At 39.5% G+C, this 25,458-nt stretch carries 21 protein-coding genes; 6 read left to right on the top strand and 15 right to left on the bottom strand.

What is annotated here, in order from left to right:
• Positions 1-272: 272 nt before the first annotated feature.
• Positions 273-524 (top strand): transposase, encoded by a 252-nt coding sequence (locus tag ACFG4S_RS19045; protein WP_392530598.1) that lies wholly within the window; start codon positions 273-275, stop codon positions 522-524.
• A gap of 363 nt (positions 525-887) precedes the next feature.
• On the top strand, positions 888-2,708 hold the full coding sequence (locus tag ACFG4S_RS19040) for a tetratricopeptide repeat protein (RefSeq protein WP_392530597.1): 1,821 nt from the start codon (positions 888-890) through the stop codon (positions 2,706-2,708).
• 132 nt (positions 2,709-2,840) lie between these two features.
• On the opposite strand, the gene ACFG4S_RS19035 is transcribed toward ACFG4S_RS19040, so the two are convergent.
• From ACFG4S_RS19035 to ACFG4S_RS19025, 3 genes are all read right to left on the bottom strand, one after another.
• Positions 2,841-3,140, bottom strand: coding sequence for a hypothetical protein (locus ACFG4S_RS19035; protein WP_392530596.1), 300 nt, complete (start codon positions 3,138-3,140; stop codon positions 2,841-2,843).
• Positions 3,141-3,193: 53 nt separating this feature from the next.
• Entirely contained in the window at positions 3,194-4,183 is a 990-nt protein-coding gene (locus ACFG4S_RS19030; protein ID WP_392530595.1) for an NADPH:quinone reductase, read from the bottom strand.
• Positions 4,184-4,304: 121 nt separating this feature from the next.
• A complete protein-coding gene (locus ACFG4S_RS19025; protein ID WP_392530594.1) occupies positions 4,305-5,177 on the bottom strand; it encodes a helix-turn-helix domain-containing protein in 873 nt (290 codons plus the stop codon).
• A 648-nt stretch (positions 5,178-5,825) separates the two neighbouring features.
• Between ACFG4S_RS19025 and ACFG4S_RS19020 the strand changes: the two genes are divergently transcribed.
• Positions 5,826-6,572 carry a pentapeptide repeat-containing protein gene (locus ACFG4S_RS19020; RefSeq protein WP_392530593.1) on the top strand — a complete coding sequence of 249 codons (747 nt, stop codon included), beginning with the start codon at positions 5,826-5,828 and terminating at the stop codon, positions 6,570-6,572.
• A gap of 282 nt (positions 6,573-6,854) precedes the next feature.
• Positions 6,855-8,330, top strand: a complete 1,476-nt coding sequence (locus ACFG4S_RS19015) for a pentapeptide repeat-containing protein (RefSeq protein ID WP_392530592.1) — start codon at positions 6,855-6,857, stop codon at positions 8,328-8,330.
• 351 nt (positions 8,331-8,681) lie between these two features.
• Here ACFG4S_RS19015 and ACFG4S_RS19010 read toward each other — a convergent pair whose 3' ends face one another.
• The 4 genes from ACFG4S_RS19010 to ACFG4S_RS18995 all read right to left on the bottom strand — a co-directional run bounded on the left by ACFG4S_RS19010 (position 8,682) and on the right by ACFG4S_RS18995 (position 13,400).
• The gene (locus ACFG4S_RS19010; protein WP_392530591.1) at positions 8,682-9,470 is read right to left on the bottom strand and encodes an SDR family NAD(P)-dependent oxidoreductase; all 789 of its coding nucleotides are present in this window, start codon (positions 9,468-9,470) and stop codon (positions 8,682-8,684) included.
• Positions 9,471-10,443: 973 nt separating this feature from the next.
• The gene (locus ACFG4S_RS19005) at positions 10,444-11,022 is read right to left on the bottom strand and encodes a hypothetical protein (protein ID WP_392530590.1); all 579 of its coding nucleotides are present in this window, start codon (positions 11,020-11,022) and stop codon (positions 10,444-10,446) included.
• A 739-nt stretch (positions 11,023-11,761) separates the two neighbouring features.
• On the bottom strand, positions 11,762-12,367 hold the full coding sequence (locus ACFG4S_RS19000) for an exopolysaccharide biosynthesis protein (RefSeq protein ID WP_392530589.1): 606 nt from the start codon (positions 12,365-12,367) through the stop codon (positions 11,762-11,764).
• Positions 12,368-12,515: 148 nt separating this feature from the next.
• Entirely contained in the window at positions 12,516-13,400 is an 885-nt protein-coding gene (locus ACFG4S_RS18995; RefSeq protein WP_392530588.1) for a lipid kinase, read from the bottom strand.
• A gap of 528 nt (positions 13,401-13,928) precedes the next feature.
• On the opposite strand from ACFG4S_RS18995, the gene ACFG4S_RS18990 reads away from it, so the two are divergent.
• Positions 13,929-14,633: a CAP domain-containing protein gene (locus tag ACFG4S_RS18990; protein WP_392530587.1), complete on the top strand. Its 705-nt coding sequence runs from the start codon at positions 13,929-13,931 to the stop codon at positions 14,631-14,633.
• A 224-nt stretch (positions 14,634-14,857) separates the two neighbouring features.
• On the opposite strand, the gene bluB is transcribed toward ACFG4S_RS18990, so the two are convergent.
• From bluB to ACFG4S_RS18960, 6 genes are all read right to left on the bottom strand, one after another.
• Entirely contained in the window at positions 14,858-15,505 is a 648-nt protein-coding gene (bluB, locus tag ACFG4S_RS18985; protein ID WP_392530586.1) for a 5,6-dimethylbenzimidazole synthase, read from the bottom strand.
• Between the two features lie 666 nt (positions 15,506-16,171).
• Positions 16,172-17,611, bottom strand: coding sequence for an NAD(P)-binding protein (locus tag ACFG4S_RS18980; protein ID WP_392530585.1), 1,440 nt, complete (start codon positions 17,609-17,611; stop codon positions 16,172-16,174).
• A 13-nt stretch (positions 17,612-17,624) separates the two neighbouring features.
• On the bottom strand, positions 17,625-18,272 hold the full coding sequence (locus tag ACFG4S_RS18975) for a DUF3455 domain-containing protein (RefSeq protein ID WP_392530584.1): 648 nt from the start codon (positions 18,270-18,272) through the stop codon (positions 17,625-17,627).
• A gap of 641 nt (positions 18,273-18,913) precedes the next feature.
• Complete coding sequence (locus ACFG4S_RS18970) at positions 18,914-19,645, bottom strand: ABC transporter ATP-binding protein (protein ID WP_392530583.1); 732 nt, start codon at positions 19,643-19,645, stop codon at positions 18,914-18,916.
• Between the two features lie 323 nt (positions 19,646-19,968).
• Complete coding sequence (locus tag ACFG4S_RS18965; RefSeq protein WP_392530582.1) at positions 19,969-21,666, bottom strand: iron uptake porin; 1,698 nt, start codon at positions 21,664-21,666, stop codon at positions 19,969-19,971.
• Positions 21,667-22,211: 545 nt separating this feature from the next.
• Entirely contained in the window at positions 22,212-22,730 is a 519-nt protein-coding gene (locus ACFG4S_RS18960) for a DUF4363 domain-containing protein (RefSeq protein ID WP_392530581.1), read from the bottom strand.
• A gap of 431 nt (positions 22,731-23,161) precedes the next feature.
• Here ACFG4S_RS18960 and ACFG4S_RS18955 point away from each other — a divergent pair, with 431 nt between their 5' ends.
• Positions 23,162-23,446, top strand: coding sequence for a peptidase (locus tag ACFG4S_RS18955; protein WP_392530580.1), 285 nt, complete (start codon positions 23,162-23,164; stop codon positions 23,444-23,446).
• Between the two features lies 1 nt (position 23,447).
• Here the strand turns inward: ACFG4S_RS18955 and ACFG4S_RS18950 are convergent, their stop codons facing one another.
• Both ACFG4S_RS18950 and ACFG4S_RS18945 read right to left on the bottom strand, forming a co-directional pair.
• Complete coding sequence (locus tag ACFG4S_RS18950; RefSeq protein WP_392530579.1) at positions 23,448-24,692, bottom strand: sensor histidine kinase; 1,245 nt, start codon at positions 24,690-24,692, stop codon at positions 23,448-23,450.
• Between the two features lie 52 nt (positions 24,693-24,744).
• Positions 24,745-25,422: a response regulator transcription factor gene (locus ACFG4S_RS18945; RefSeq protein ID WP_392530578.1), complete on the bottom strand. Its 678-nt coding sequence runs from the start codon at positions 25,420-25,422 to the stop codon at positions 24,745-24,747.
• Positions 25,423-25,458 lie beyond the last annotated feature (36 nt).

Below are 25,458 nucleotides of genomic sequence, written 5' to 3'. Positions count from 1 at the left end.
GAGGGAATAAGAAGATTGGGAAAATAGGGAACCAGGGGAAAAATAACTAATGCCCAATGCCCAATTCTCAATTAAATATTGATTCTTGTTTTATCCTATTTCTCAATCACCAGTCCTTATTTTCTATTCCCCCACTCGCCGGTAGTACAGCACCGAGTAAATAAACCACCCATTCAAAATCAACGAAACGCTTACACCGTATTGATTTTGAATTTTTAATTCCGCTTTGGGGTACTAGTACAAGTCGGTGTAAAAGTGGTATCCTTAAATCAATGAAATCCCGCACTGCTTTTTTGAGTGACCCAGGACACCGAATTGTGTTTCATTACATACCCAAACATTCTTCGTGGCTCAATCAAATTGAGATTTGGTTCAGTATTTTGGTTCGCAAGTTACTCAGAAGAGCCAGTTTCCTCAGTCAAGATGATTTGAAAACTCGAATCCTCAAATTTATTGACTACTTTAATAAAATAAGGGCTAGACCTTTTAAGTGGACATATAAGGGCAAAGTTTTGGCTATTTAATGGTCTGCTCATTTTCGCCGATCTGTATTAGAGGATGTTTGAAAAGTCCTGTTCTTGGTAGCAAAACGTTTTAGATCCCCCTAAATCCCCCTTAAAAAGGGGGACTTTAACTCCGGTTCCCCCCTTTTTAAGGGGGGTTAGGGGGGATCAACAAGTGCCTAAAATCACAGTTAACTACTTTTAAAACATCCTCTTAGTACGTTATAGGACAAGCATCTGGTGTCGGATTACAACGGGGTTATAACTATCTTAAATTCTTACGAATGATTTAGGATGTCTATAGTACCTAGAATAATTTTCAAAACATATCATTAAAAATCTTAACAGTTGAGAACGAGGAAATTTAAAAAGCAAAAAAAATATATGAGTGCTGAAGACTTTTTTAACCAAGGATTAAATTTGTACTTGCAAGGGGAATATCAAAGTGCGATCGCTGCATATACCCAAGCAATTAACCTCAATCCTAGCTATGCGGAGGCTTACCATAATCTAGGAATCATTTTGAGTAGTCAACTTAAAGATTATCACAGTGCGATCGCCAAGTTAAATCGCGCCATAGAAATCAATCCCCATTTTGCCACAGCCTACTGTCACCGAGCTAATGCTCATTACTTTTTAGGAGATTATGAAGGAGCGATCGCCGATCATTACCAAGCATTAGAAATCGACCCCAACCTCGCCCAATCTTACCACAGTCGGGGTAATGCTTACTTCGCTCTAGAAAAGTACGACCAAGCGATCGCCGATTATATCCAAACAATAGAAAAGAGTACTCAATTAGCTGATAACATCAATATTGATATTGCCAATGCCTATCATAATCGCGGTGTAGCTCGTTTCGATCGCGGCGATCGTCAAGGCGCGATCGCTGATTTTCAGCAAGCTTTACAGTGGTATCCCCATTTTGCCGCAGCTTATAGCAATCGGGGAAATATTCATCATATTTTAGGAAATTATCACGAAGCGATCGCCGATCATAACCAAGCATTAGAATTAGATCCTAACTTGGCGGAGGCTTATCATAACCGAGGTAATGCCCACTACGCTTTAGCAAAGTATGAAAGTGCGATCGCCGATTACAACAACGCATTAAAAATTAATCCCAACTTTGCTGGAGCATACTACAATCGTGGTCTTGTTCTCTCTCATCTGAAAGACTTTTCAGCAGCAATTGAAGATTTTAACCAAGCACTAAAACTCAATCCTGATGATGTCCAGTCTTATTGTCAGCGGGGTTTAGTTCGTAGCACTCTCGAAGACTTTGCAGGAGCAATTGAAGATTATAACCGAGCATTGCAAGAAAATCCGACTCTAGCTTTAGTATATGGGTTTCGGGCTAATGCTCTTCGGCGATTGGGAGATTATCAAGGTGCAATTGAAGATAGCAATCGCCTATTGCAACTCGATCCTAATTTAGCAGAAGGATATTGCGATCGCGCTGCGGCTCGTCGTTCTTTAGGAGATCATAAAGCAGCAATTAAAGATTACGATCGGGCATTACAGATTAATGATAAATTAGCGGCAGCTTATTATGGTCGGGGTATTGCCCGTGAAGCTCTGCAAGATTTACAAGGCGCAATTGATGATAATACTCAAGCCATAGAGCTGGTTCCTGACTTTTCCCAAGCATACTGCAATCGGGGAAATGCCCGTCGTCTTTTAGGAGACGAACACGGGGCGATTGCAGATTATGACAAAGCATTAAAAATCAATCCCGATTTGGTAGAAGCTTACTATAACCGGGCTTCTACCCGTTACGCTTTAGAAGAATATGAAAGTGCGATCGCAGACTATACCCAAGCATTACAAATCAATCCTCAATCTGCTGCATTCTATAGCGATCGCGCTAACGCTCGCTACGCGGTGGAAGACTATCAGGGAGCGATAAAAGATTACAGTCGGGCAATTGCCATCGACTCCAGCTTTGCAGAAGATTGGTACAATCGGGGTCGTAGTTATTCTCTGTTGGGAGACTTGCACTTAGCATTAGCAGACTTAAACGAAGCCTTACAGCGTCAACCTCATTGGGCTTCAGCTTACATTCTGCGCGCAGATGTATATCATAATTTAGGCGATCGTCAACGAGCAATTGCGGATTTCCAGAAATCCGCAGACTTATATTATCAAGAAGGAAATATCCAGTATTACGAACAGATTATGCAGCTAATTGAACAAATTCAATGAAGACATAGGGTATTCTAACCCTAGAGGCAGGAAGAGGCAGGGCGTAGGGGGTAGGTGTAGAAACTAGTTCGGGTAATCTCTCTTTGCGTCCCCACATCTGCCCTAATGATAAGTCTTCAGCTGCACATGATATCACTCTGGTTGTGCAAACAATTGCTCAATCCCAGTGTAAGGCTTGAGGGTAAGAATATCTGTTTGTAACACTCTAGATTGCACCATTGGTAGCTGGGCGATCGCTGCTTGTACCTCTTCTAGATTAGCTGCTTCGTATATCAAAACGGCTCCACTCATATCAGCAATATAATAAACGCTGCGAATGCGATCGCTTGCATAGTATTCCCAAATCTTCGCAGATTCTGGCTTCACCAATGGTAAAAGCTTGTCTACTGGCGTACCTTCTATTACTCGTGCAATAACTAAAAACTGCATCATCCGCTCCTTATACTAATTCGTAATTTTGATTTTCCACGTTTGTATGTGTAGCTTTATTTGGAAGAGGGGATTAAAATAATTTTTCCATAAGCACCACTTCGATCGATTGCTCGGTGTGCTTCAGCTGCTTCAGCCAGTTGCATTTCTTGACCGACTATTGGGCGGAGTGTCCCATTTTCTAAACCTGCAAAGACTGTGGCTTGAATCCGAGCAATTTCAGCCGGAGGAGCAACTGTGATGAATAAGCCGATAATTTCAGCGTTTTTGAACAGGATTTCAAAGGGATTGAATTCTGCCCGTCCGCTCATTCCTTCACCAACATCCTGTCCGCCAATCATGACAATTCGACCCCCAGGTGCAATTAACTTTGCATCTTTTGCAAGGTTGACATCACTTTTCATTTCCAGAATCAGGTCGAACCCTCGACCTCCAGTTAATTCCAGCAATTCATTTATATAGTGAGAGTCAGAGTGGTCAACCACTGCATGAGCGCCTGACTCAAGGACAAGCGATCGCCCTCGTTCAGAACTGGCAGTTCCAATCACATGAAAGCCGGACATTCTGGCAATTTGTACGCTAGCAATGCCAACGCCACCACTAGCACCATGCACAAGTACTGTTTCCCCAGCTGTCCCTCGACCCCTGCCAAACAAAGCATAATGAGCAGTGAAATAGGGGCCTTTGATGCAGGCTCCTTGAGAAAATGAGATGCGATCGGGGAGTGGATAAACCTCTGAATCTTTATACAGCAGTAACTCAGCATAAGTTCCTGTGTGACATTGCCCTCCGTAGATGCGATCGCCCACTTTCACGGAAGTAACTCCTTCTCCTACGGCTGCTACTACACCCGCCGCATCTTCACCAGGAATGAACGGAAGGGGCGGCTTCATAACTTGTCCGGCTCGTAAGCGAGTATCAAAAGGATTCACCCCAATTGCGTGGACTCGCATTACTACCTCTCCAACTCCTGGCTCCGGAGCGGGAATTTCCTCTAACTGCATCACTTCTGGACTACCAAACTGATGCACTCGAATCGCTTTCATGAATTCCTCTTATTTGTGTTAGTGGACGCTTCAAGATTATTTTTTTTTGGCGTTTACACTAACATTAGGAGAGCAAGCTCTCATAAGTCTTGCACATTCTTCTGACAGTTGCACATTCTTGCTACGATTTCCGGAATGCTTTTGGTGTGACTCCAAGCAGACGTTTAAAGTGGCGGTTGAAGTGACTTTGGTGGCTGAACCCACAGGCAATAGCTACCTCCGCGATCGCCATTTTTCTTTGTAATAAAAGTTGTTTAGCACGTTCAACTCTGGAGACAATCACATATTGATGAGGAGAGAAACCTGTAGATTGTTTAAATAACCGACAGAAATGGTGAGGACTTAATTGGACTGTCTCTGCTAATTCATCTAAAGTTAAGTTCTGCTCTAGATGATTGTGGATGTAGTCTACGACTTCTTTCAACTTTTGCTGAGGTAACCCGCCTTGATAGGTGGGAATATTTTTTTCTTGAGTTGAATACTGTCGCAGCAGATGAATTACCAAAGCATTCGCCATTGATTCGACGTAAAGGCGACCACCCAATCCATCCGACTCTAGTTCGGCTTTTAATGCCAGTCCAATTTGCTGAATGAGTGGGTCTTGAATTACCAGATGCGGCACTAGTTCAATCCGATGTGTACCCATTAATTCACAAGCTTTGTGGGCGACTAATTCTTCTTCCAAACTGAGCAAGAGAAACTCCGCATTCCCATCCCAAAGGTGCCTTTGCTGTAAGTGAGCAGGATAAAGTCCGACATTGCCAGTCAACATCGGAGCTTTTTGAAAGCGTCCCTCAATTACTCGTTCTAGTCGATTGGTCTGTCCCAGATTAATGCTAATCACATGATTTTCTAGACAGTAGTCAGGGGTTTGCCACATTGGCTGACAGTGATATTCCAGATGAATACCACTCCAGGCAGCTTTGTGACTGGAAAGTACAGGCGGCGATGGAAAAATGTCAGAGAAAGCATTTTCCTGGGTTGAATCAACCACAAAAGGTTTTTCTTTTCCCATTGCTCCTTACTTAGATGCAAACTAATGTAATAGTATCATTATTCATTCTGAATTCTGACTCCTGAATTTTGTTGTAAAACCTTGCTCATCAGTTCCTTGTCCAGCGGTTTTTAACAATTCAGGTACTGATGCTTGTATGGCTAAAGATTTTATCCCGAATATTCTTATAAAAATAGGATAGCTGTCACCATAAACAATTAACACTAAGTGTTTAACTATTCGCTATTGGTTTTGCTGCATTATCAATATTCAGATTTAGTTAATCACTGATTATAAATAAATCAAAATTATCATGATGAGGGTCGATTCTTCGTGAAGAATGAAAAATCATCAGTGCAACCGATCGCCTAGACACCAGACATTATAGATGTTAGTGACTACCTACTAAGGAACATGGATTAAATAAGAAGCAAAACTTCATCCTGTCTCTAGCTTCCCTCTCCTTTATAAGGAGAGGGATTTAGGGTGAGGTAAGCCAGGGACATAAATTGTATGTTATTTAATTCTTATTCCTAAACAGTTATATTACCTCTTTTGTTTGTTGCGTTAGGATATTCAAGTATTGACCATGCATGAAAAAACAGCATCCACCAAAAAATTGTTAAAAACTACTACGAATCTTTCACTATGTTGACGGTAATTATTAATGCTTTTCATGTTATGAAAAATATTTTTCCCATAACTAACAACCAGTTATTAAAAATATTCCTCAAGATATATGATTTTCTAGAACAGGTTAAACAAACTCAGCATCAATCGCCAAAACAGAGTTTAAAAATAGCAATTGAGCAGCTAGATAAGAACACAACGGAAACTAGTATAGCTATAATTCATGATTTAGAGCAAATTTCCCATAATCATCCCGATTATCACTGGATAATCATAGACATCTTAACTACTTTTGTCCGACAAAATGCTTGTCATTATATTTTGCACAACGAAGCAATCAGCAACCCTTCAGCAAAAGTTCGGGGAGATATTCAAGCAGCCCTGACCGTTATCGCGAGAAGAGATGTAAAAAAAGACCCAGCAAATGAGCAGCTTGATTTGAGTTACACAGACATGAGAGGAGCAAACTTAAATGGGGCTAATTTAGAACAGACAAATCTTTATCAAGCTAATCTTGCTGGGGCTAACCTGAGAGAAGCCAACCTAGAGGGAGCAATCCTGAGTGCAAGTAACCTCCAAGGTGCAAATCTTCATCTAGCTAATCTCAAAGGTGCAATCCTGAGCGCAAGTAATCTCCAAAGTGCAAATCTCTCTGGAGCTAACTTGTATCGTGCAAATCTATATTTAGCTCAGCTACATGGGGTGATTCTCAATGATGCCATACTTGATGGTGCAAACTTCAAGGAAGCTAAATTTTCTGAGTAATTAGGGACTAACAAATAAAAGATATCCCACTCTTGGCAGTCAACAGTCAACACTCAACAACTTCAAAGGGTTATTTTTATTTCTTGGAGTTCCCTTACTATACTCTAAGGGTTGCACTGATTGATAATTGGTGGTTTATATCCGTCACAATGTACTAGTATATCCAATGTAATTCTTGAGTTAAATGACTGTTGTGACCATATTATGATTTTTTGCTAAATGCTATACTATTTTGTCCAAACATCTAAGTAATAATTCTAGGTTGTAAGGAAAATTTTTACCATGTCTTCTAAAAAGACAGACACTCTGTTGAATTGGTTGATAACTATAACAGTTATATTTGCTTGTTCTTTAGCTGTAATTTTCTTCGCATTGTCCAGTATTAAGGAATTATCAATTCAAGAAAAAATTCAGTATAGAAACCAAGCATTAACAACCACTGCAATAGTTTTTTTGGCATCGGCAGCAATCTTTAATGCTTATTATGCAGCAAAGCGTACCCAAGCTTTGCAGAAAAATGCGATCGCATCTGAGAAAAACCTAGAGATTGAGATTCAAAATGCAAAACTAAATGAAAATAGATTGATTGCAGAACGCTTTATGGGAGCCATTTCCCAGCTTGGACATAAAAAAGTTGAAACTCGCACAGGTGCAATTTATGCATTAGAAAGAGTTGCTCAAGATTTTCCTAGAGAACACTGGACAATCATGGAAATTCTCACTGCCTTTGTGCGAGAAAATACACCAATCCAGCAACCAAAACCAGAGCCACAAAAGCCAGAATACTCACCAGCAGTTTCCTCAAATAGGCGTAGAGGTGGGTCTCGTTCAACACAGCAGTTAAATCAAAACTTCCCTGAAGAATTGCCCAAAATCCGTACCGATATTCAAGCAGCTTTAACGGTCATCGCTAGGCGTAATTTACTCGAAGACCCAAAAGACCAGAAACTTGATTTACGTAATACCGACATCAGGCGAGCAGACCTGTTAGGAGCTAACTTGCAACTAGCAGACCTACGGGGAGCAGACCTGAGTGGGGCTGATTTGCGGGGAGCAGATTTATCTGACGCTGATTTGAACGGCGCTAAACTCATTAAGTCTATTCTTTATGAAACTAAATTGCTCAAAGCTAGCCTGTCTGGAGCCAACCTCAGTTGGGCTAACCTCAACCGCGCTAACTTACAAGGTGCAAATCTGCGTTCAGCCAACCTCTCTGGGGCAAGTCTGCGTGCAGCTAATCTGCAAGGAGCAAACCTCTATAAAGCTAACTTGCAACAAGCAACCTTAAAAATTGCCAATCTCTCTGGAGCCAAGTTGTTTTTAGCTAATTTACAAGGAGCAAAACTAGGGAAAGCTAACCTGCACATGGCTGGTTTGATTGGTGCTAACCTCTGTGGAGCAAATTTGAATGGTGCTAACCTTTCTGGGGCTAACTTGAATGCAGCTAAACTCCAGCAAACAGACGTTTATTTTGCCAATCTTTCAGAAGCCAGCTTAACCGAAGCAGACCTTTATCAAGCAAACCTCATTGGAGCCAACCTTCAAAGAGCAACTTTCTATCAAGCTAACCTGACTCAAGCCAATCTGATGGGAGCTAACTTTTTCCAAGCCAACTTGAGTGATGTGAAACTTGAAGGAACAATTTTGACAGGGGCGAAAAACTTAGAGTTACAGCAGATTAAAAAAGCAGTTGGCGATCGCACCACTCGCCTACCTGATTATATGGAACCGCCGACCCATTGGCGACAATCAAGTTGATTTACCACCGCATCAATTAGTTATCTAGGCGCATTCTACCATTTTCACTCTTCCATTCTTTTCTGTGCTTTTGTGCCTCTGGGTGAGACAAAAAATCTGAATTATTTAAAATACAATACGCTTCAATTAAGGGTTATTTAGCACTACAGCGTACAACTAGTACCCCTGTGAAGTCAAAATGAATGCAACGTAAGGGTTTCGTTGATTTGTAATAGGTGGTTTATTTCCGCCGTGCTATACTACTTTTTTACTAAGCTACAGTTTACACACGAGTCTTTTAGTTTGCACCTTTAATGCATCAAAAGTGCAAAGATTAACCTTCCTTACATTATGCAAAAACTCTAAATTTTGTTACCGCAAATCATTTATTTGAAACTTTTTTGCCAAAATATTCAGCAGAATTTTTCGAGGTACTAATCGAGCTAAAGTGCTTCTAAGTTGAGTAGTAATATCGCCAATAATAACGGTAGGTTGCCACTGTTCTAAAGCTTTGAGAGATTGACTAACTACTTCTTCACAAGAATAAGTCTTTTCTTTGGTTCCTGCCAAAGCTGGAGGAAAATTGGCTTCTGTAAAAAAATTTGTTTCTATTGGTCCTGGACAAGTGACTAAAATACGGACACCATATTGACGATTTTCTGCCCATAGTGCCTCACTAAAGCTGAGAATAAAAGCTTTACTAGCAGCATAAACAGAAAGATATGGTATTGGTTGAAATGCTGTAATTGAGGATACGTTAATAATACTTCCAGAACGACGTTCCCGCATCAATGGTAAAAATCTATGAGTTAAATCTACTAATGCCAAAATATTTAATTGTACGATTTTGACTTGTCTTTCTCTATCTTCTTGGGCAAAGTCACCATAGCAACCAAAACCCGCATTGTTGATTAATAAATCAATCGTCAATCCTTTTGTTTTAGTGATATCAAATATAGTAGCAGCAGCATGATGTTCTGTTAGATCTTGAGCTATAATATCTACTTGAATGTTGTGTTGCTCTTTTAGTTGGTTAGCTAATTGCTTGAGTTTGTCTTCAGAACGAGCAACTAGTACAAGATTTGTTCTGCGTACAGCTAATTCCTGTGCAAAAGCTTTACCAATACCACTAGACGCACCAGTAATTAAAGCAGTTGACATTTTATATATTAAGATAGTTGTTTACGTATCTTATAGATATTAGCCATACTACCTATAAGTTTTAACTACCCAGAGTCATATTCCTAAAAGTGTAAAAGCAAGACCTATTAGTCAAATCTGTGTATCGGATACCTCCAATCAAAACTCTTGCTTTCCTTAGAGGTTATTTGAGAAATCCTCTTTTTAGTAGCAAAACATTCTAGACGATCCTAAATAACCAGATAAATTGGGGGACTTTGAAAGGTGTTACCCCTTCTTCCAAGTCAGGTTAGCAAGGTGGTTTCATAACAATCAGAAAAAAACTAAAACTGGCTTTAAAAGCTTCTCCACCTGTGGAGAGAGGAATGGTAGTGGTGTAAAAAACCATCCCACAAAATGAGAAATCAAGAGTTATATATTTTTATTTTCTCAGATGAAATTACCCTGTTTCTTCAAAGTGAGGCTAGGCTAGGGGGGATCAATAAGTTACTACAACACAATCAAGTGCTTTTAAAACAACCTCTAAGACTTGGCTTATACAATAGATTTTAATTTTCCAACTACGCCGATATGAGAGATTCTTAAATCTTCCTCATCTATATATTTAATAGAAGAGTCAATTTTGTGTGGTAATTCTTTGTCCTTGCAAGACCACTCAAATATAAATTTGTAGTCCAAGTCCTTTATCTTAGAAAATATTTCATTCCATTGGCTTCGCCGAACTCGATTTCCCCAGTTTGATTGTAATTCTCTTGAGTAAGCTTCATCTTGATAAATAAAGAACTCATACCAATTTAATGTGAAGTTGCAGATATCTCGATCCCCCTAAATCCCCCTTCAAAAGGGGGACTTTGATAGATATTTTTTTGGTTCCCCCCTTAATAAGGGGGGTTAGGGGGGATCGAATTCTATGCATCTTCATAAAGAATTGGTATCAAATGGTTTATCACTCATATTCTTGCGATCGAGTAAATGAATAAGGTGAAACATATAACTACCATTGTTCAGCCCAATAAATAATTTCTGAGGCAGAACTATTAATTGCAACGCCGTAGCTATCTCCATGATTCCATTTGAAGCCAGGTCTACCTTTGTCTGTTGCATCTAATACTAATATTTCATAACTATCTGGAAAAGTTTCTGTGTGAGAATCACTAGTGTAGAAGAAAGTTGTCGGAACACCGTTAGGTTGGTTTATATGGTCGTTTGTGTTACCGCCTCTATATTTATGCTTGGCATGATTTCTGTATTGTGAGAGTAGTTTTTGTATTTTTTCTGATGGCTCTTTTAATCTAATTTGAAAAAAACTACCTTCCTGTAAAAATCCCGGAGAGTAAGCAATGCGAACACCTTTAGCATCCGTGGGAATCTGATTAGGAAAATGTTTTAGTTGGTTATTATTAGACCACAATTGATTACGAATTTCTGTATAACGTGTTGTATCAGTTATTATTTCAGGTTCACTAGCACTGCTAAAAGCTTTTCTGAGGAAAAAGCTTCCCCCGACAATACCAAGACTACCAAGGGAGAGTAGAACTATCATGGCGACTTTGACAAGATGCGATCGCTTCATCGAGTTGGGTTAGTCTAAAGTTTATGGTCATATACCCAACTACTAAACTATATTCGTACTATTGCGGATATTGTACTAGAGATATTAACAGAAACTTTGTGTATTCAGCGTAAATTTGGGGTATTTGTAAAATTATCATGAAGACAAGCAATACTTACCTAGTCAAATACCGCAGGTCATTATTGTTGAGATTAGTATTAATGTTGTAGATAACGGAATTAATCCCACAACCATCCACTCTTTTTTCAATTCTTCCTGATGGGACAATAACCAAAGCGGATATATAAATAGTAGATGCACCTTAATTAAATCACAGCCTTCAGCTTTTAGCTGGGGGCTTTTTTTATTGCTATTAATGTGATTTTGTGAATATAAAAATTTTATTTACAAGTTGAATTTACCCGGATATATAAATAATTCAACTGGATTAATAAATGGTAGATGTAGATGCACCTTAATAAATCATAGCCCTCAGTTTGTACCTGGGGGCTTTATTTATTGATGATAATTTTTAATTCGGACAGGAAAATTAGGATATAAATTAGACCTTTTGCAAAAGTGCTTTTTGCAAGAGGTGGGAAAAGGGAAAAGGTTAAAGGGGACCCCACCTTCCCCTTTTCCCGACTTCTGCAAGAAGTCTATTGAATTTACCCGGATTTACAAATAATTCAACTGGATTAATAAATAGTAGATGCACCCTAATAAATTACAGCCCTCAGCCTTTGGTTTGGGGCTTTTATTATTTAAATATAGATGGGAGCAAACCGGGAGCTAGCCAAATACCATAACCAAGAAATCCAAAGACCAAGGTAATTAGGGCAGTAATGATGTAGCTAATACAAATTAATAAACCATCAGATTCGATGGTGGCAACGGTCAAAAGTAAAATACCTACAGTTGGAATGGGATTAGTAAAGGGAATTGGTGATATTAATAATATTGTCAACCAAGAGATACAAAGCCCATTGATTCTCCAAATTAAAGGATTATGGGCTATTTTAGATAATCGGGGACGGGTAATTTTCTCTAAAATTTTGGTCAGACAACCCAAGTTTTGTAATAGTAACTGACTAAAAGTACGAGGAAATTTATAGTTAGCGATTCTTTTAGGTAACCAAGGCGATCGCCTTCCTAAAAGCATTTGTACTGACAACAGTAAACAAGCCCCACCGAAAGGTCCAGTTAATCCCGGTGGCATAGGAAACAAAAAGGGTAAAACTAATAATGCAATTACCAGGCTAAACCCTCGTTCTGAGGTTTCTGCCAGAATATCGCCTAGAGTCAGGGGCTTTTCGGCTAGGCGTTGTAACAAAGATTTTATATCTTGAGAAAATCTCAGATGCATTTGGCGTCAGTTGATGCGAGTTCCCACATTTCTATCAGACGGAGTGGGGGAGGTCAGGGAGATGAGAGAGAATACTTTGTGACTTCGCCAATTTGAGATTTTTAATTTTGGATTAAAGGAAAAATCTAAAATCCAAATTGAATGACTCTTAACTCTCGACTTCTGGCGGTATGAAAACAGCTACAGCTTTAGGTATAACTTGGAAATGGGCAGGTGTGTAAGTAGTGATTTCACCATCTGTATTAATGGGGCGTGGTTTGCGAGTATATAAGTGTATTTCCTGGTCTTGAAGAGAACGTACACTTTCCCAATGTATATGCCGTCCTTGTCGCATCGCGGGTAATAATAATATAATCTGCCACCAATGTTTAATTTCCAAACTATAAAGATCTAGTCTTTGGTCATCTATTGCAGCATCGTCTGCCACTGCCATACCACCACCGTAATAGCGACCGTTACCGACAGCAATTTGTACCGTTTTGACGTGAAGCGATTCACCGTTGATTACAATTTCGGCACTAAAAGGTCTAGCTGACCAAATTACTTGCAATGCAGTGGCAGCATAAGCAAATATTCCCCAACGGCGTTTGACTTCTTTGGTAAGTAGTTCGGTAATTTTTACACTCAATCCCAAACTAGCAACATTAAAAAAGTGCTTGCCATTCACCCAACCCAAATCGATGCGGTGTAAATTTCCCTGGGCAATAATGTTACAAGCTTCGTTGAGGGAATTGGGGATTCCTAAAGTTCTTGCTAAATCGTTAGCAGTTCCTAGAGGCAAAATTCCTAAGGGCAATTGAGTATCAACTAAAGCATCTACTGCGGCATTAAGAGTTCCATCGCCGCCTCCAACAATTACTAAATCAACTTGATGCTGATAACGAAGTATAACTTCAGAAAGTTGTTTCGGATGTTCTGTAGATTCTTCAATTACAATAAAGCCGAGTGTCTTGAGATAATCAATCGCTTCCGACAAAGCATTTTGGCCTTGGCGAGCATGACGATTTACTAACAGCAGTGCGCGGGAACTCATGGGTAGTACCTTTTGTAGTGAACATGTCCAAGTATCCGCATTAGTTTACTTCGTTTAAATTTGACTATAATAAACTTGGATAGACAGTTATTAAAAATCCATTTTATCATTACTTAATTACATTTTTATAGTTGCTATTTTTCAGTTATATTTTATCTACTTTAACTTATATTAGATATTGATATGTTATTCATCAGTGGATTAAGTTACCATCGCAACTCGATCTGAGGAATAGAGATATGGGAATAATTTCACGATCTGTTAAACTTCAAAGACTCGTGGTCAGAACTTTGTAACACCCCAGGAACAAAAATAATTACACTGTGATCTATAAGACTAGTACTGCAAGTCGTAATTCTTAATTATCATTGCATAAGGGTTCTAGACATTTCAAGTGGGTGTTTTATTTCCGCCGACCTGTACTAGTGTGTTAATCTATGCTTCTCTTAGGGAACCATAGAAGCAGTTGACAATTCCTATTTCTTTTAATTCACTAAATTAATTCATAGAAAAATTGTGAGGTAATGAATGCGTCGCCTTAAATTTTGGGCATTTTTTCCACTTACTCTGATATTTGGCTGCTCAGATCAACTGTTTCAATCTAGACCGACTGTAGCCAACTCTAAACCAGCATTAGTTGAAGAAAGTAGTCCGACTTTGTTAGCAAAAGCGAGTTACTTGTCACCACTAGAACAACAGGTGATTATTGAAACAAATAAAGTCCGAACAAATCCTAAAGCATATCTCCCGATTTTGGAAACCTATCGCCAGCGCTTTCAAGGTAACCGAGTCAAAATTTCTAATAATACTTATTTGGTAACTCAAGAAGGAGTAAAAGCTGTTGATGAAGCGATCGCATTTCTGAAATCTGCTCGTCCTGTAGGGGCGTTGGGTGCATCTAAGGGTATGTCTTTAGGAGCAAAAGACCACGTTAAAGACCAAGGTCCAAAAGGTGTCACAGGTCACAAGGGTAGCGATGGTAGCAACCCTTTTACTCGCATTAACCGCTATGGTAGATGGCAAACAACCGCAGGTGAAAATATTAGTTACGGCCCAAATACCGCCCAAGATATTGTTATGCAATTAATTATTGATGATGGCGTGGGCGATCGCGGTCATCGAAAAAATATTTTTAACGGTGCTTTTAAAGTGTCTGGCGTTGCTTATGGAAGTCACAAATTATATAGAACAATCTGTGTAATTGACTACGCTGGAGGATATCAGGAAAAGTAATTTGAGGTGGAAAATAAGAGGGACAAATCAATTGAAAATGACGCTCGATAACTTGGTATACGACCGGAGACTTTTAACCAGATGCTAGAGGTAGTGCGATGGCCCAGCCAATCAAAACAGAAAATAGGACGACCAAGTAAACTCAGCGTTTTAGCCCTAACGTGTAACTACTAACCCAGAAGTGTTGATGTAAGGAATGGCTAAATTGAGGCGATCGCAGAAATCTATCTAGACACAATGTTTAACCCTGCATTAGTTCTTTTTTGCCATCCTGAACGTTCAAGCTCAGGAATATCATGCTCCTCAACTGGATACCCAATACAAAGATAAGCTATTAGTTCCCAAGTGTCGTTTATGGATAAGTCTTTTTTCACAGCCTGTGGATCTATTATTGAAACCCAACCAACACCGAGTCCAGATGCACGTGCAGCAAGCCAGAGTGTATGAATAGCCATAACAACAGAATAATTTAACGTTTCCGGCATAGTTAATTTACCCAAATTAGCGCCCTGTTCTGTTTCAACATCGGCAAATACAGCCAACTGAACAGGAGCAGCGTCTAGCCCTTCTAATTTGAGATTGGCGTAGAGCGAAGCACGTTCGCCAGAATATCCAGCAAGAGCCTGTTCGTTACACTTTCGGAAATTAGTACGGATTTTTTCTCTGTTTTTATTATCATTCACATTGACCCATCGCCAAGGCTGACTATTCCCCACAGAAGGAGAGAAATTGGCAATTTCTATTAAATTTAACAACAGCTCATTTGAGATAGGATTTTTTAAGAATCGCCGAACATCCCGCCGCCATAGCAAAAGCAAGCGAAGTACTTCTCTAAAATCGTCATTGAAATCAGGAACTATGTTAGTTTGCATAACACTAAATAGGGATATAACTAGGCAAATTTAAACAAATTTTTAGCAACTGCATCAACCAAATTAATGATAAAACATTAAAATTTAGTTAATAATAAATTAATATAGGACTCATATTTGATTAGCGATCGCTAACTAAAAAACTAGAACCGCAAAATTTTCTAGAGAAGTAGTTTCTCAAGAGTTGCCAAGTAATATAAGCATCAGAATTTCGACAGAATCGTAGTTGTTCAATACGGTTAATTTGATATTGGCGTAAATCCGAGTGTAATTGTTGACCTTGGTTGGATGGATGAAGAAGGCTATTTTTATATTGTTGACCGCTTGAAAAACATAATTAACGTTTATACTCTACTGAATCTATTCACTTCAGTAGAGTATTTTTGTTGACAGTTTTGAGCGAGCAGAATACAGGTATCAGTCGTTAGAATTGGGCATGAATTGGAGTCTGATACAATACTGCTCGGGTTTTGCATTTTTAACTCGGAATTGGGTTTTGGGAAAAGGTTAAAGGGTAAAGATTAAAGGTTTTTTTCCCCTTTCCCCTTCCCCTTTTCCCCAAAACCCGACAAGTATTGGAGTCTGATAGGCTTCTGAAAGGTGGTGAAACACCACACTTGCGATCGGCATATCAGCATACAAGCAGCCATGAGCGCACCAAATTACTCAAGGGAAATAGCTGGGAATTTTCTGGAGCAGATAGTCTAAGACAGGGACTACACCACCACTAGAAAAGACTTCCCCGACATAGAAAATATTGTCTTGCCCTTGAAGAGTTTCTACTTGTGAATACCAGTTTTCCACAGCATCTTTAGGAACCATTGGTGGCCATTGAAAACGAGGAGAATCAAGCACTTGCCCGACATCAATCCCTAAAGCTTGCATACTCTCCCGCATGGTCTGTTCAGCTTCTAGCGGCGAACTATCACTTTTCGCATAACAAACGGCTAAACAAATGTTGCTGTCTTCATATTCTCGAATTACCGCGTGGCATTGTTGAGAAGTTGTTGGTATCCCCAATGATGCACAAATTGGGTACGCAAGCACAAGACGTCCAATAGGAAGTGCTTCTGGCCAATTTAAAGCTCGAAAAGACCACACCTGAGACACTGAACCAGGACGTACTTGTTGGTAAAGAGGTACAATATGTTCCTTTGTATCGAGAAATTTCAGTGCATCGTGAGGTGAGCAAGCTATAACCAGGGCATCAAATTTATGGATATTACCGTTATCAGTTACTAGCTCAATCTGCGTGCCATCTAAGTCTTTTAATGTCCGAAGCGTTCGTATCCCCTGAGCGAGACGAACATCTAAAGCTTCATGTTCCACGAGTTTTTCGAAAAAGTCTAGATATCCGTGCTTGTGAACGTAGGATGCAGTCGGATTGACATCCTGCATGATTGTCTTAATATTGTCGTTCACACTTGGGATAGCGGTAACATCAGTACCCATTGCTAGTAGGATTCTCTTGATGAAAACGACCAGATAAAAAGCCGCACATTTAAGAGTAAGACCAGCTAGGTGTTCACAGACAGGTCCAAAAAGATAGCTGTCCAGGACTAATTCACAAAGGACACCAAACACAGGAAGTTGGTTGCGGTTGACCCACTCGGCAAAGGTTTCGCCAGGAAGTGCTACACCAGCCTCAATAACACCAGCAATTCCAGCATAATTTCTGATCTTCTGCAAGATATTCCATCCCGTTAGCAGTTCTTCTACTACTTGTTTGCTTGGGTAGTCTTTGAGGAACATTGGTCCCGGTAGCAATTTTCTTGTCTCTATATCGAAGAAACTTGTGTTAGGGAATGGGAGTAATTGTTTTGACAAATTGTATTTGTCGAGCATCTCCTGCAATGGAGCATAGATATTTGGTTCGTAGGCTGTGCAAGCAGGGATGATCTTGATAGAGTAATCAAAAACATGACCGTCCATCTTCAGAGACTTGGCGTAGCCGCCAACCGATGAATTCTTCTCAAATAAGGTGATGTTTTTGTATCCTTGTTGACGGAGAATGGTGGCAGTAAATAACCCCGACGCACCCGCGCCAATGACTGCTATCTGTGCATTTTTATTGATGGCAGAACTTGATTTGGAAGTTGATGACATATTTTTAACTGAGTCAAGGACTGTTGCCGTAGAAATAGTAGAAAGCACTGTAAGGCACTGCAATGCTAGGAGTCCGATTTGGATTACATGCACCGATGGGCGCGACACCACCTTTAGTGTCTAGTCTTTGGACAAAATTGACATGACTGAAGATGCCATCACTGCCGTTTGAGGTGGCGTTGAGTAAAAGAAGTGGGATATTCTTAAGGGGATCTGGTGAGGGTAAACTTGCTTTGACACTGCCCGTTATACGGCTGCCATCGTAAGATGCCCAAAACGGACCGCGACCGTGAATACCAACTTGGTTTTTGTTCCCACCGCCACCAAAGATATTGGCCAGAGGCTGCCTGAAAGTCCAGATAAATGTATTGGGATCGGTAGCGGTGGCTTTGCAATCATAAATCTGCACTCCAGACCCCAGTGTTTTTAACAGCAGTACTTGGTCCTTTGGTACTCGTAAGTTGTCGGGGACATACGGTGGTTGAATAGGCTGTCCATTTTTGTTATCTTCTGGAAGGGCAGTAGCAGGGAACACTAGTGCCATGAATGCGAGTAGAGCAATGCTAGATTGGAGTATCAAGTTGAGAATAGGACTCAATGGAGGTGGTGATGCTTGCCATTCATTGCTGTTTTCCTGCCGATTTTTGCCAAACTTTAACATCACTTCTAGAAAAACTCCTAAATAATGCTGTGTTAATTCTCTTTGTATTTGTGCTGCTCACAGGTTTACTGGAGTTTAAGCTTATGTTAAAGTCAGTAGTCTGAACAGTTTTGCGATCGCTCTCTAAAGAATAGACCTGCCTTGAAAATAGGGATTGGGGACTGGGGACTGGGAAAGAAATATTTTCATTCCTTCATTGTGAACTGCGTTTATGGAGTCTCTTGCAAAATTCAATGGTAAAATCATCTGCACCGCTCATGGTAAGGGTAGAGAGTATGATTTTCGGATATTTAAAAATAGTAAAGTTAAATTAAGAGAAGATATGCAGATATAGAGTGCTTAGGAGATAAAGGTTACCAAGGTATTCGGAAACTTCATGAAAATAGTCGAATTCCCAAAAAAAGCCCAGAGGAGGTAAGTTAAGTTTTCAAGATAAAAAGGGTAATCAAGACTTAGCCAAAATTAGGGTTTTAGGTGAGCATATAAATTGGAAACTCAAGGTTTTTAAAATTTTGTCCTTTACTTATAGAAATCACCGAAAAAGATTTAGTTTGAGGTTTCATCTGATTGTTGCTCTTTACAATTACGAGCTTTTCCTCCCCACACTTAAATCTTACTAAACAACTTTTGCAAGAGGTCTATTACCCTAAATAAGCTTTTTTAACTCGCTCATCAATAATTAATTCAGATGATGCGCCTGTTAAAGTGATAGAACCAGCTTCTAAAACATAACCGCGATCGGCAATTTTGAGCGCTAGATGAGCGTTTTGTTCAACTAATAAAATAGTCACACCTGTAGCACGAAGATTTTCAATAATCGAGAAAATTTCTCGAACGATCGCAGGTGCTAAACCTAAGCTAGGCTCATCTAAAAGTAAGAGTTTTGGTTTACTCATTAAAGCACGAGCGATCGCTAACATTTGTTGTTCACCACCGCTTAAGGTTCCTGCTAGTTGATTGCGTCTTTGTGACAAACGGGGAAATAGCTCAAATTGTCGTTGAATATCTGATTTTATCTCTGCTTGATTAGAACGAATATAAGCACCCAAAAGTAAATTATCAAGTACTGTTTGCCGTGCTAATACTCTCCGCCCTTCTGGGCAATGAGCAATCCCAAGTTGTACAACCTCATGAGCTTGGCGGCGAGTAATATTATGTCCATCATAAATAATTACGCCATTCTGAGGATTAACTATTTTCGATATAGCCCGGAGTGTAGTAGTTTTCCCGGCACCATTAGCACCAATTAAAGTAACTACCTCACCTTTTTGAATAATTAAATTAATTTTTTTCAGCGCTTGAATACCGCCATAATTTACATCAAGTTCTTGAATTTCTAAAATTGTATAATTTTGTCTATTATCGGCGTTCATCGGCGGGTTATATATAGAAATATTCAATGTTTACATAAAACCTAACATACACCAATAATACGTTTCTTAAAACAGTGTAATTGGTTTAAGTTAAAAACCAACGCCAGAATACTGCAATCATTGTGGTATCGACTGCTTTTAGTTTCTTCCATCCATTACGGACATTCCTAGCGTCCATCACCATAACTTCCAAATAAGAAAAACCCCACCCCATGAACCCATGAAAGTTATGCTTTATCTCATATCTTCGCAAGCAAATAAGGGTGGGGCGTTACGGAGTTTTCTTCAAGACTAAACTTGAGTTAAAAAATTCAGATGTACCTTTAGAAAGTAAAAGTAGTTCTCAATGCCCCAATAACAGCATCATTGTTATTGCTGTTGTTATCTGGCGAAGTCAACCAAATAACTCCGGGAGTAATGGTAATATTGTCGCTCACTTTATATTGGTAAAACGCTTCTAGATGATAGGAATTGTTCTTATCTTTGCCAATTTGGGCAACACTGGAACTTGTTACATAAGGTTCCATACCAACCACGATACCAGCTAAGTTACCTTTTTTACCAAGGTCGGGGAATCCTAAAGTAACTGCCCAATTCCAGATATCAAGAGTTCCCCGATTAATTCCACTTCCATTGCTTGCCAATATCCGAGTGTTAGTGTATCCAGCCCAGCCGCCCAAGACAAATTTATCACTCAGTTGTAATGATGCTTCTACACCATAAGCATTACTGGATACTGGGAGATCGGCACCAGAAAATGGAGCTAAATCATTTGGTAAATTGGGATTATTCAGTAAAGCCGATCGCAAGTTAGCACGGTTACTACCTGTACTACCATTGGCAGTAAAATCGTTGTTGTAAGAATTAACGTAAGTCAAACCAACGGTGAATTTATCAGTAGGTTTGACAGTTAACTGAGCTATGGCTCCATAAGCGCCGTTGAATAAACCACTTCCATTTTGAGGATTAGCAGGATCGTTAGCTAAATACCCCAAACTTAGTTCTAGATTCTTGCTGAACTGATGCTGAATTCCTAAACCAGTACCATTAACTAAATAGTAAATAGGGTTGCGAGTGCCAAACTGAGTAAAAGCGCCGCTACCCCCATCTCCATCTAAGTAAGGGTTAACAGTATTAGTAAAATCATCAATTGCACCTGCATTTGCTTCAACGACAACATTTGTTTTTTGAGTGAGAGGAAACTGATACAACAGCGCATCTATCCCAACAGCATTGTTGTTGCCATTATCAAAAGTACCAGCAGCAAACCGAAAGTCACCTTCTGGTGTAAACGTAGAATTTGCAGAGAAGGCATTTAGATTTGTGGCTTGCAGTCGAGTTCTGAGTAAATCTTTACCTGTAAAACTGGAATCAAAGTTGAGGCGGACGCGATCGCCTAAAATAGGATTGCGATTAATTTTTTCTCCTCTAGCATTATCTCCTGCCACAATTCCTGCCACTGCAAAAACAGCTTCACCATTGAGTTTGGTGGTAGTAGAAAACTGATGCTCTTCCAGTTCTGCACTGTGTGTTTCCAACGCATCAACTCGACCCCGTAAGGTAGCCAGTTCTGTGATAAATTGTTCTTGCAATTTTTGTAATGTGGTTAAGTCTTCTTTTTTAACCAAATCATTAGTTGAGGTAGCAATCAGTTCATTGATGCGTTGTAGACAAGCATTCAAACCAGCCGCAAATTCATATCGCGTCATTGCCCGATTACCGCGATATGTACTATTAGGATATCCAGCAATACAGCCGTAACGTTCTACTAGTGATTGCAGCGCTTGAAATGCCCAATCAGTAGGCTGTACATCTGATAATTGAGATACGGAAGTGACTTGCGCCACAGCATCACTAGTCGCTGGAAGCTCTAGAGATAGCTCGGTTTGGTTATTGTCAGATTTTGATGTATTATTTGCAGGAGATGCTATTGCCAGCTTACTATAACCAACAAATGAGGCAACAAGCACAATGAATGGAGTCTGCTGAAGAAAACTCCAGAGAACTTTTGCTTTTGACATTTTTATTCTTCACCCAAAAAATTAATTATGACTAGTACCGCTGCGAGTAATTCGTAATTACCTATTAGCAAAGGTTTCAGGCGTGGCAAATAGTTGGCTTATTCCCGCCGTGCTGTACTAGTAGTTTGTCCCATTAGTTCTGAAGTTTTAAAGCTGACACGGAGACGCAAAGACACGGTGACACGTGGACGTGGAGAATTTTAAAGCTGGCAAAATTAATGCGATAAACCACTAGTAGTTCGTCAAGCCAACTTTGACGTTTGTAGTTAAGAATTTAGTCCTGATAATCCTGAATCTGCGATGAATCACCGACTACAAACTAGGATTTTATTTGATGTTGAATTACGCTTACCTAACTTAAGTAAACAAATACTTTCGATGTATAGGATTCCTATTTGATTTTTGAATAAAATTAGGTACTGTAGCATCCGTTACGATGAAATCTGTAACGCACGATTCGTAAGGATTTGGTGCGTTACGTTGTCGCTAAGACGCCCTACGTATCTTTCTTTTGAAAAATCAAATAGTAGTCCTATATTTAGTCCTTAGGGCTTAGCAACAGTAGTGACATCTTTGTTAAGAACATCTAAGGCTGTTAACAATTTCGGTTTATTTGGTGCAGAGGCTTTAAGTCCTGCCTTAATCTCATCGGATTTATCTTCAATTTCTTTGTAGGTAGTCGGAGATTTAGCTTTAACTCCATCCTCAACCTTTGACCAGAAATCTTCAAATTTATCAAATTCCCCTTTAGCTTTGGCAAAATTTCCGGCTGTAACTGCGGTCTTAGTATTGGTAACAACACCCTCTAAACCTTTAAATTCGGTACTTGCAGTGGTAGGACTAATTGCTGTTGGGGCAGTGGTTGTTGGAGTGGGACTGGGAGATGCTGCGCTGGTTGTCGCAGTGGGAGTAGCAGCTGTATCTGATACAGAATTCCCAGCAGGTGTTGTCTGTGCAGTAGGCTCTTCACCCTTGTTGCATCCAACCAATGCCATGAGACTGATTAAAGCAACTGTGAATACTGGATTAAAACGACTCATCATAAACTCCTCATCAAAACTCATTGGTGTAGACTCGTGTAGCCTTGTAGAAATAACTATTCGGTTGAAGAGGGTTAAAAAGCCGATGAAATAGACTTTTATCCCAAGTGCCGAATAGCACCTGTTTTCTTAAGGCTTTTGAGAGCGCCGATCTAGAAAAAACTCGTGTCTAGACATCGCCCTCATTATGAACAAAAATACTAGGTGATATTTCTGTCATTTAAATATTAAAGCTATTAAGGTAAAAAACTCGGAAAGAACGGATATTTTTTCTTTCCGAGTTTTTTACCTAGTGTGGTTTACCTTAAGAACAGAGTCTCTCAAAACTCCTCACATCAATTACTCACTTCGAGTCTTGTCTGACAAGACTCGATTTTTCTCATCTAATTTGCATTTCAGGTAATATTGAGCCTACATTGTATAGTAAAAAAGTTTATACTGACTGGAAAAATAGCATGAAACGTTCATTTCGCAAGTATCATCGGATCTTTGGTATCATTTTATCTATACCACTGGTGTTAACCGTGCTAACTGGGATGTTAACAACGGTTGTTCGGGAGTGGTCTATTGGTATAGGAGTTCCAGCTAGCTTCCTCTTAAGTATCCATACAGGCGAAATCTTGCATCTCGAAGGAATTTACCCAATTTTGAACGGATTAGGGCTTCTGGGATTGTTGGTTACAGGATTAAGTATGTCTGGTTTATTTGGTAAAAAGACTCGGCAAAACCCTAAGAATTAAACTAAGAAGCTAATGGCAAACGTACCTGAAAGCAGCTACCAACACCGACTTCACTGGTGACAGTAATATCTCCTCCATGAGTTCTAGCGATCGCTTGGGCTATAGCTAATCCTAAACCTACCCCGCCCTCGCGTTGGTTTCTAGCTCGATCTGCTCTCCAAAAGCGATTAAAAATTAGCGGAATCTGTTCTGGAGCAATGCCAATACCATTATCCTGAACATTAATTGCTACCAGCCGCTCAAGTTTAACCAGAGAAACCCTGATAGTTCCTCCTTTCGGTGTATAGTACAATGCATTTTGCAACAGATTAGAAAATAATCGCTTTAGTTGAATAGCTTCACCTTTGATAAAAACTTCAGTTGATATTTCTGACTTCAGAATAATTTCCTTAGAGACGGCTTGCGGTTCCCAAAAATCCACCAAATCCTCTAATAGTTCATCCAAAGGAATATTTATCCATGCAATCACTTGAGTACTCGTTACTGCATCAGTTCTAGCTAATAAAAGTAAATCTTCTACTAATCGAGTCATTTGATTACTTGCAGATGATATTGCTTCCAATTTATTCACGTTACCTGGATGAATTCTCTCTGGATAATTCATAATCACTTCAACTGAAGTTTTAATGATTGTTAAAGGACTACGTAACTCATGAGAAGCATCGGCAGTAAACTGTTTTAATTGCTGAATACTTTGCTCAATTGGCTGTAAAGATTGTCTAGTTAGCCACCAACCACCTAAACCACTAAGAATTATGACAATCAGTCCTCCTAACTCAAATCCCCATAAAAGTCGGTCTAATTCTTCTTCTAGTTCTTCTGTGGATTCACTGACCCGGACATATCCTTGAAGCTTTTTTTTACCCACATTTAAACTATGCAGATAAACAGGAATAGTAATACTGCGAATTTTTTGCTTTTGGATAACGTTAAAATTAGCAGTAAATGACATCCGAGAAATAGTGTTTCCCGCTTTAGCTAATAGCCGACCATTAACATCAAACCATTCTACTCCTTGATGATTTTCACGTAAATCCTGCCAAGGAATATCTAAATCTCCATCATCATCATTATCTAAAATTCGCGGGATTTTAGTATTAATTGCTTTTTTGTCTATTGGGGCTGCGATTAAATTGTGAGAAGCCGCATTTGCTAAATTGATAATTTCGCCATCTAATTTTTGATAAAGATTATAAGATAAAAAATGGTAGACAATTGTGGTAGAAGTTCCCCAAATTGTTACCATTACACCTAAATAGGAAAATAAAAGCCGCCTAGCTAAAGCTTGAAGCATCGATTTAAAAAGTTTGTTTTAGTCGATAACCTAAACCGTACACTGTCTCAATAAAATCAACATTAGCTCCAGCAAGTTTCAATTTTTGTCTTAAACTCCGAATGTGAACCTTGATTGTTTCTTCTCCTGGTGGTTCTTCAAAAGACCACAGATGTTTGAGAATCTCGTTGCGATTAAACACTTGATGGCTGTGACGTAAAAACAATTCCAAAATTCTATATTCTTTGGGAGTGAGATGTATTGCTTGTCCATTATATGTAACTTCATAGTTACTTGGATCTAAACGCAACTTTTCCCACTCAAACACAGCGGGTAAAATAGTAATTCCCCGCCTTAGTAAAGCCCGAATTCTAGCCATTAGCTCTTGCAAATCAAAGGGTTTGACAACATAATCATCTGCACCTGCATCTAACCCGATTACTTTATCTGTGCTACTATCTTTTGCAGTTAGTAATAAAATAGGTATAGAATAGCCTTCCTGCCGTAGTTGCCGACACAAGGTGATACCATCCAACTTTGGCAGCATCAAATCTAGCACTATTAAGTCATAAGGAAAAGCTTTAGCAAACTCCCATCCCGCTTGACCATCGCTAGCAATATCCACAAGATAATTTTGGTCAATTAGTACTTCTGCAAGTGCTTTGGCAATCCGATATTCATCTTCTACTAAAAGGATTTTCATAACCACCCCACTAGTCAATACTTTTCGGTTAAACCC

This window comes from Nostoc sp. C117, from assembly GCF_043099735.1.
GTDB lineage: Bacteria > Cyanobacteriota > Cyanobacteriia > Cyanobacteriales > Nostocaceae > Nostoc.
This window is presented reverse-complemented; position numbering and strand designations above follow the sequence as displayed.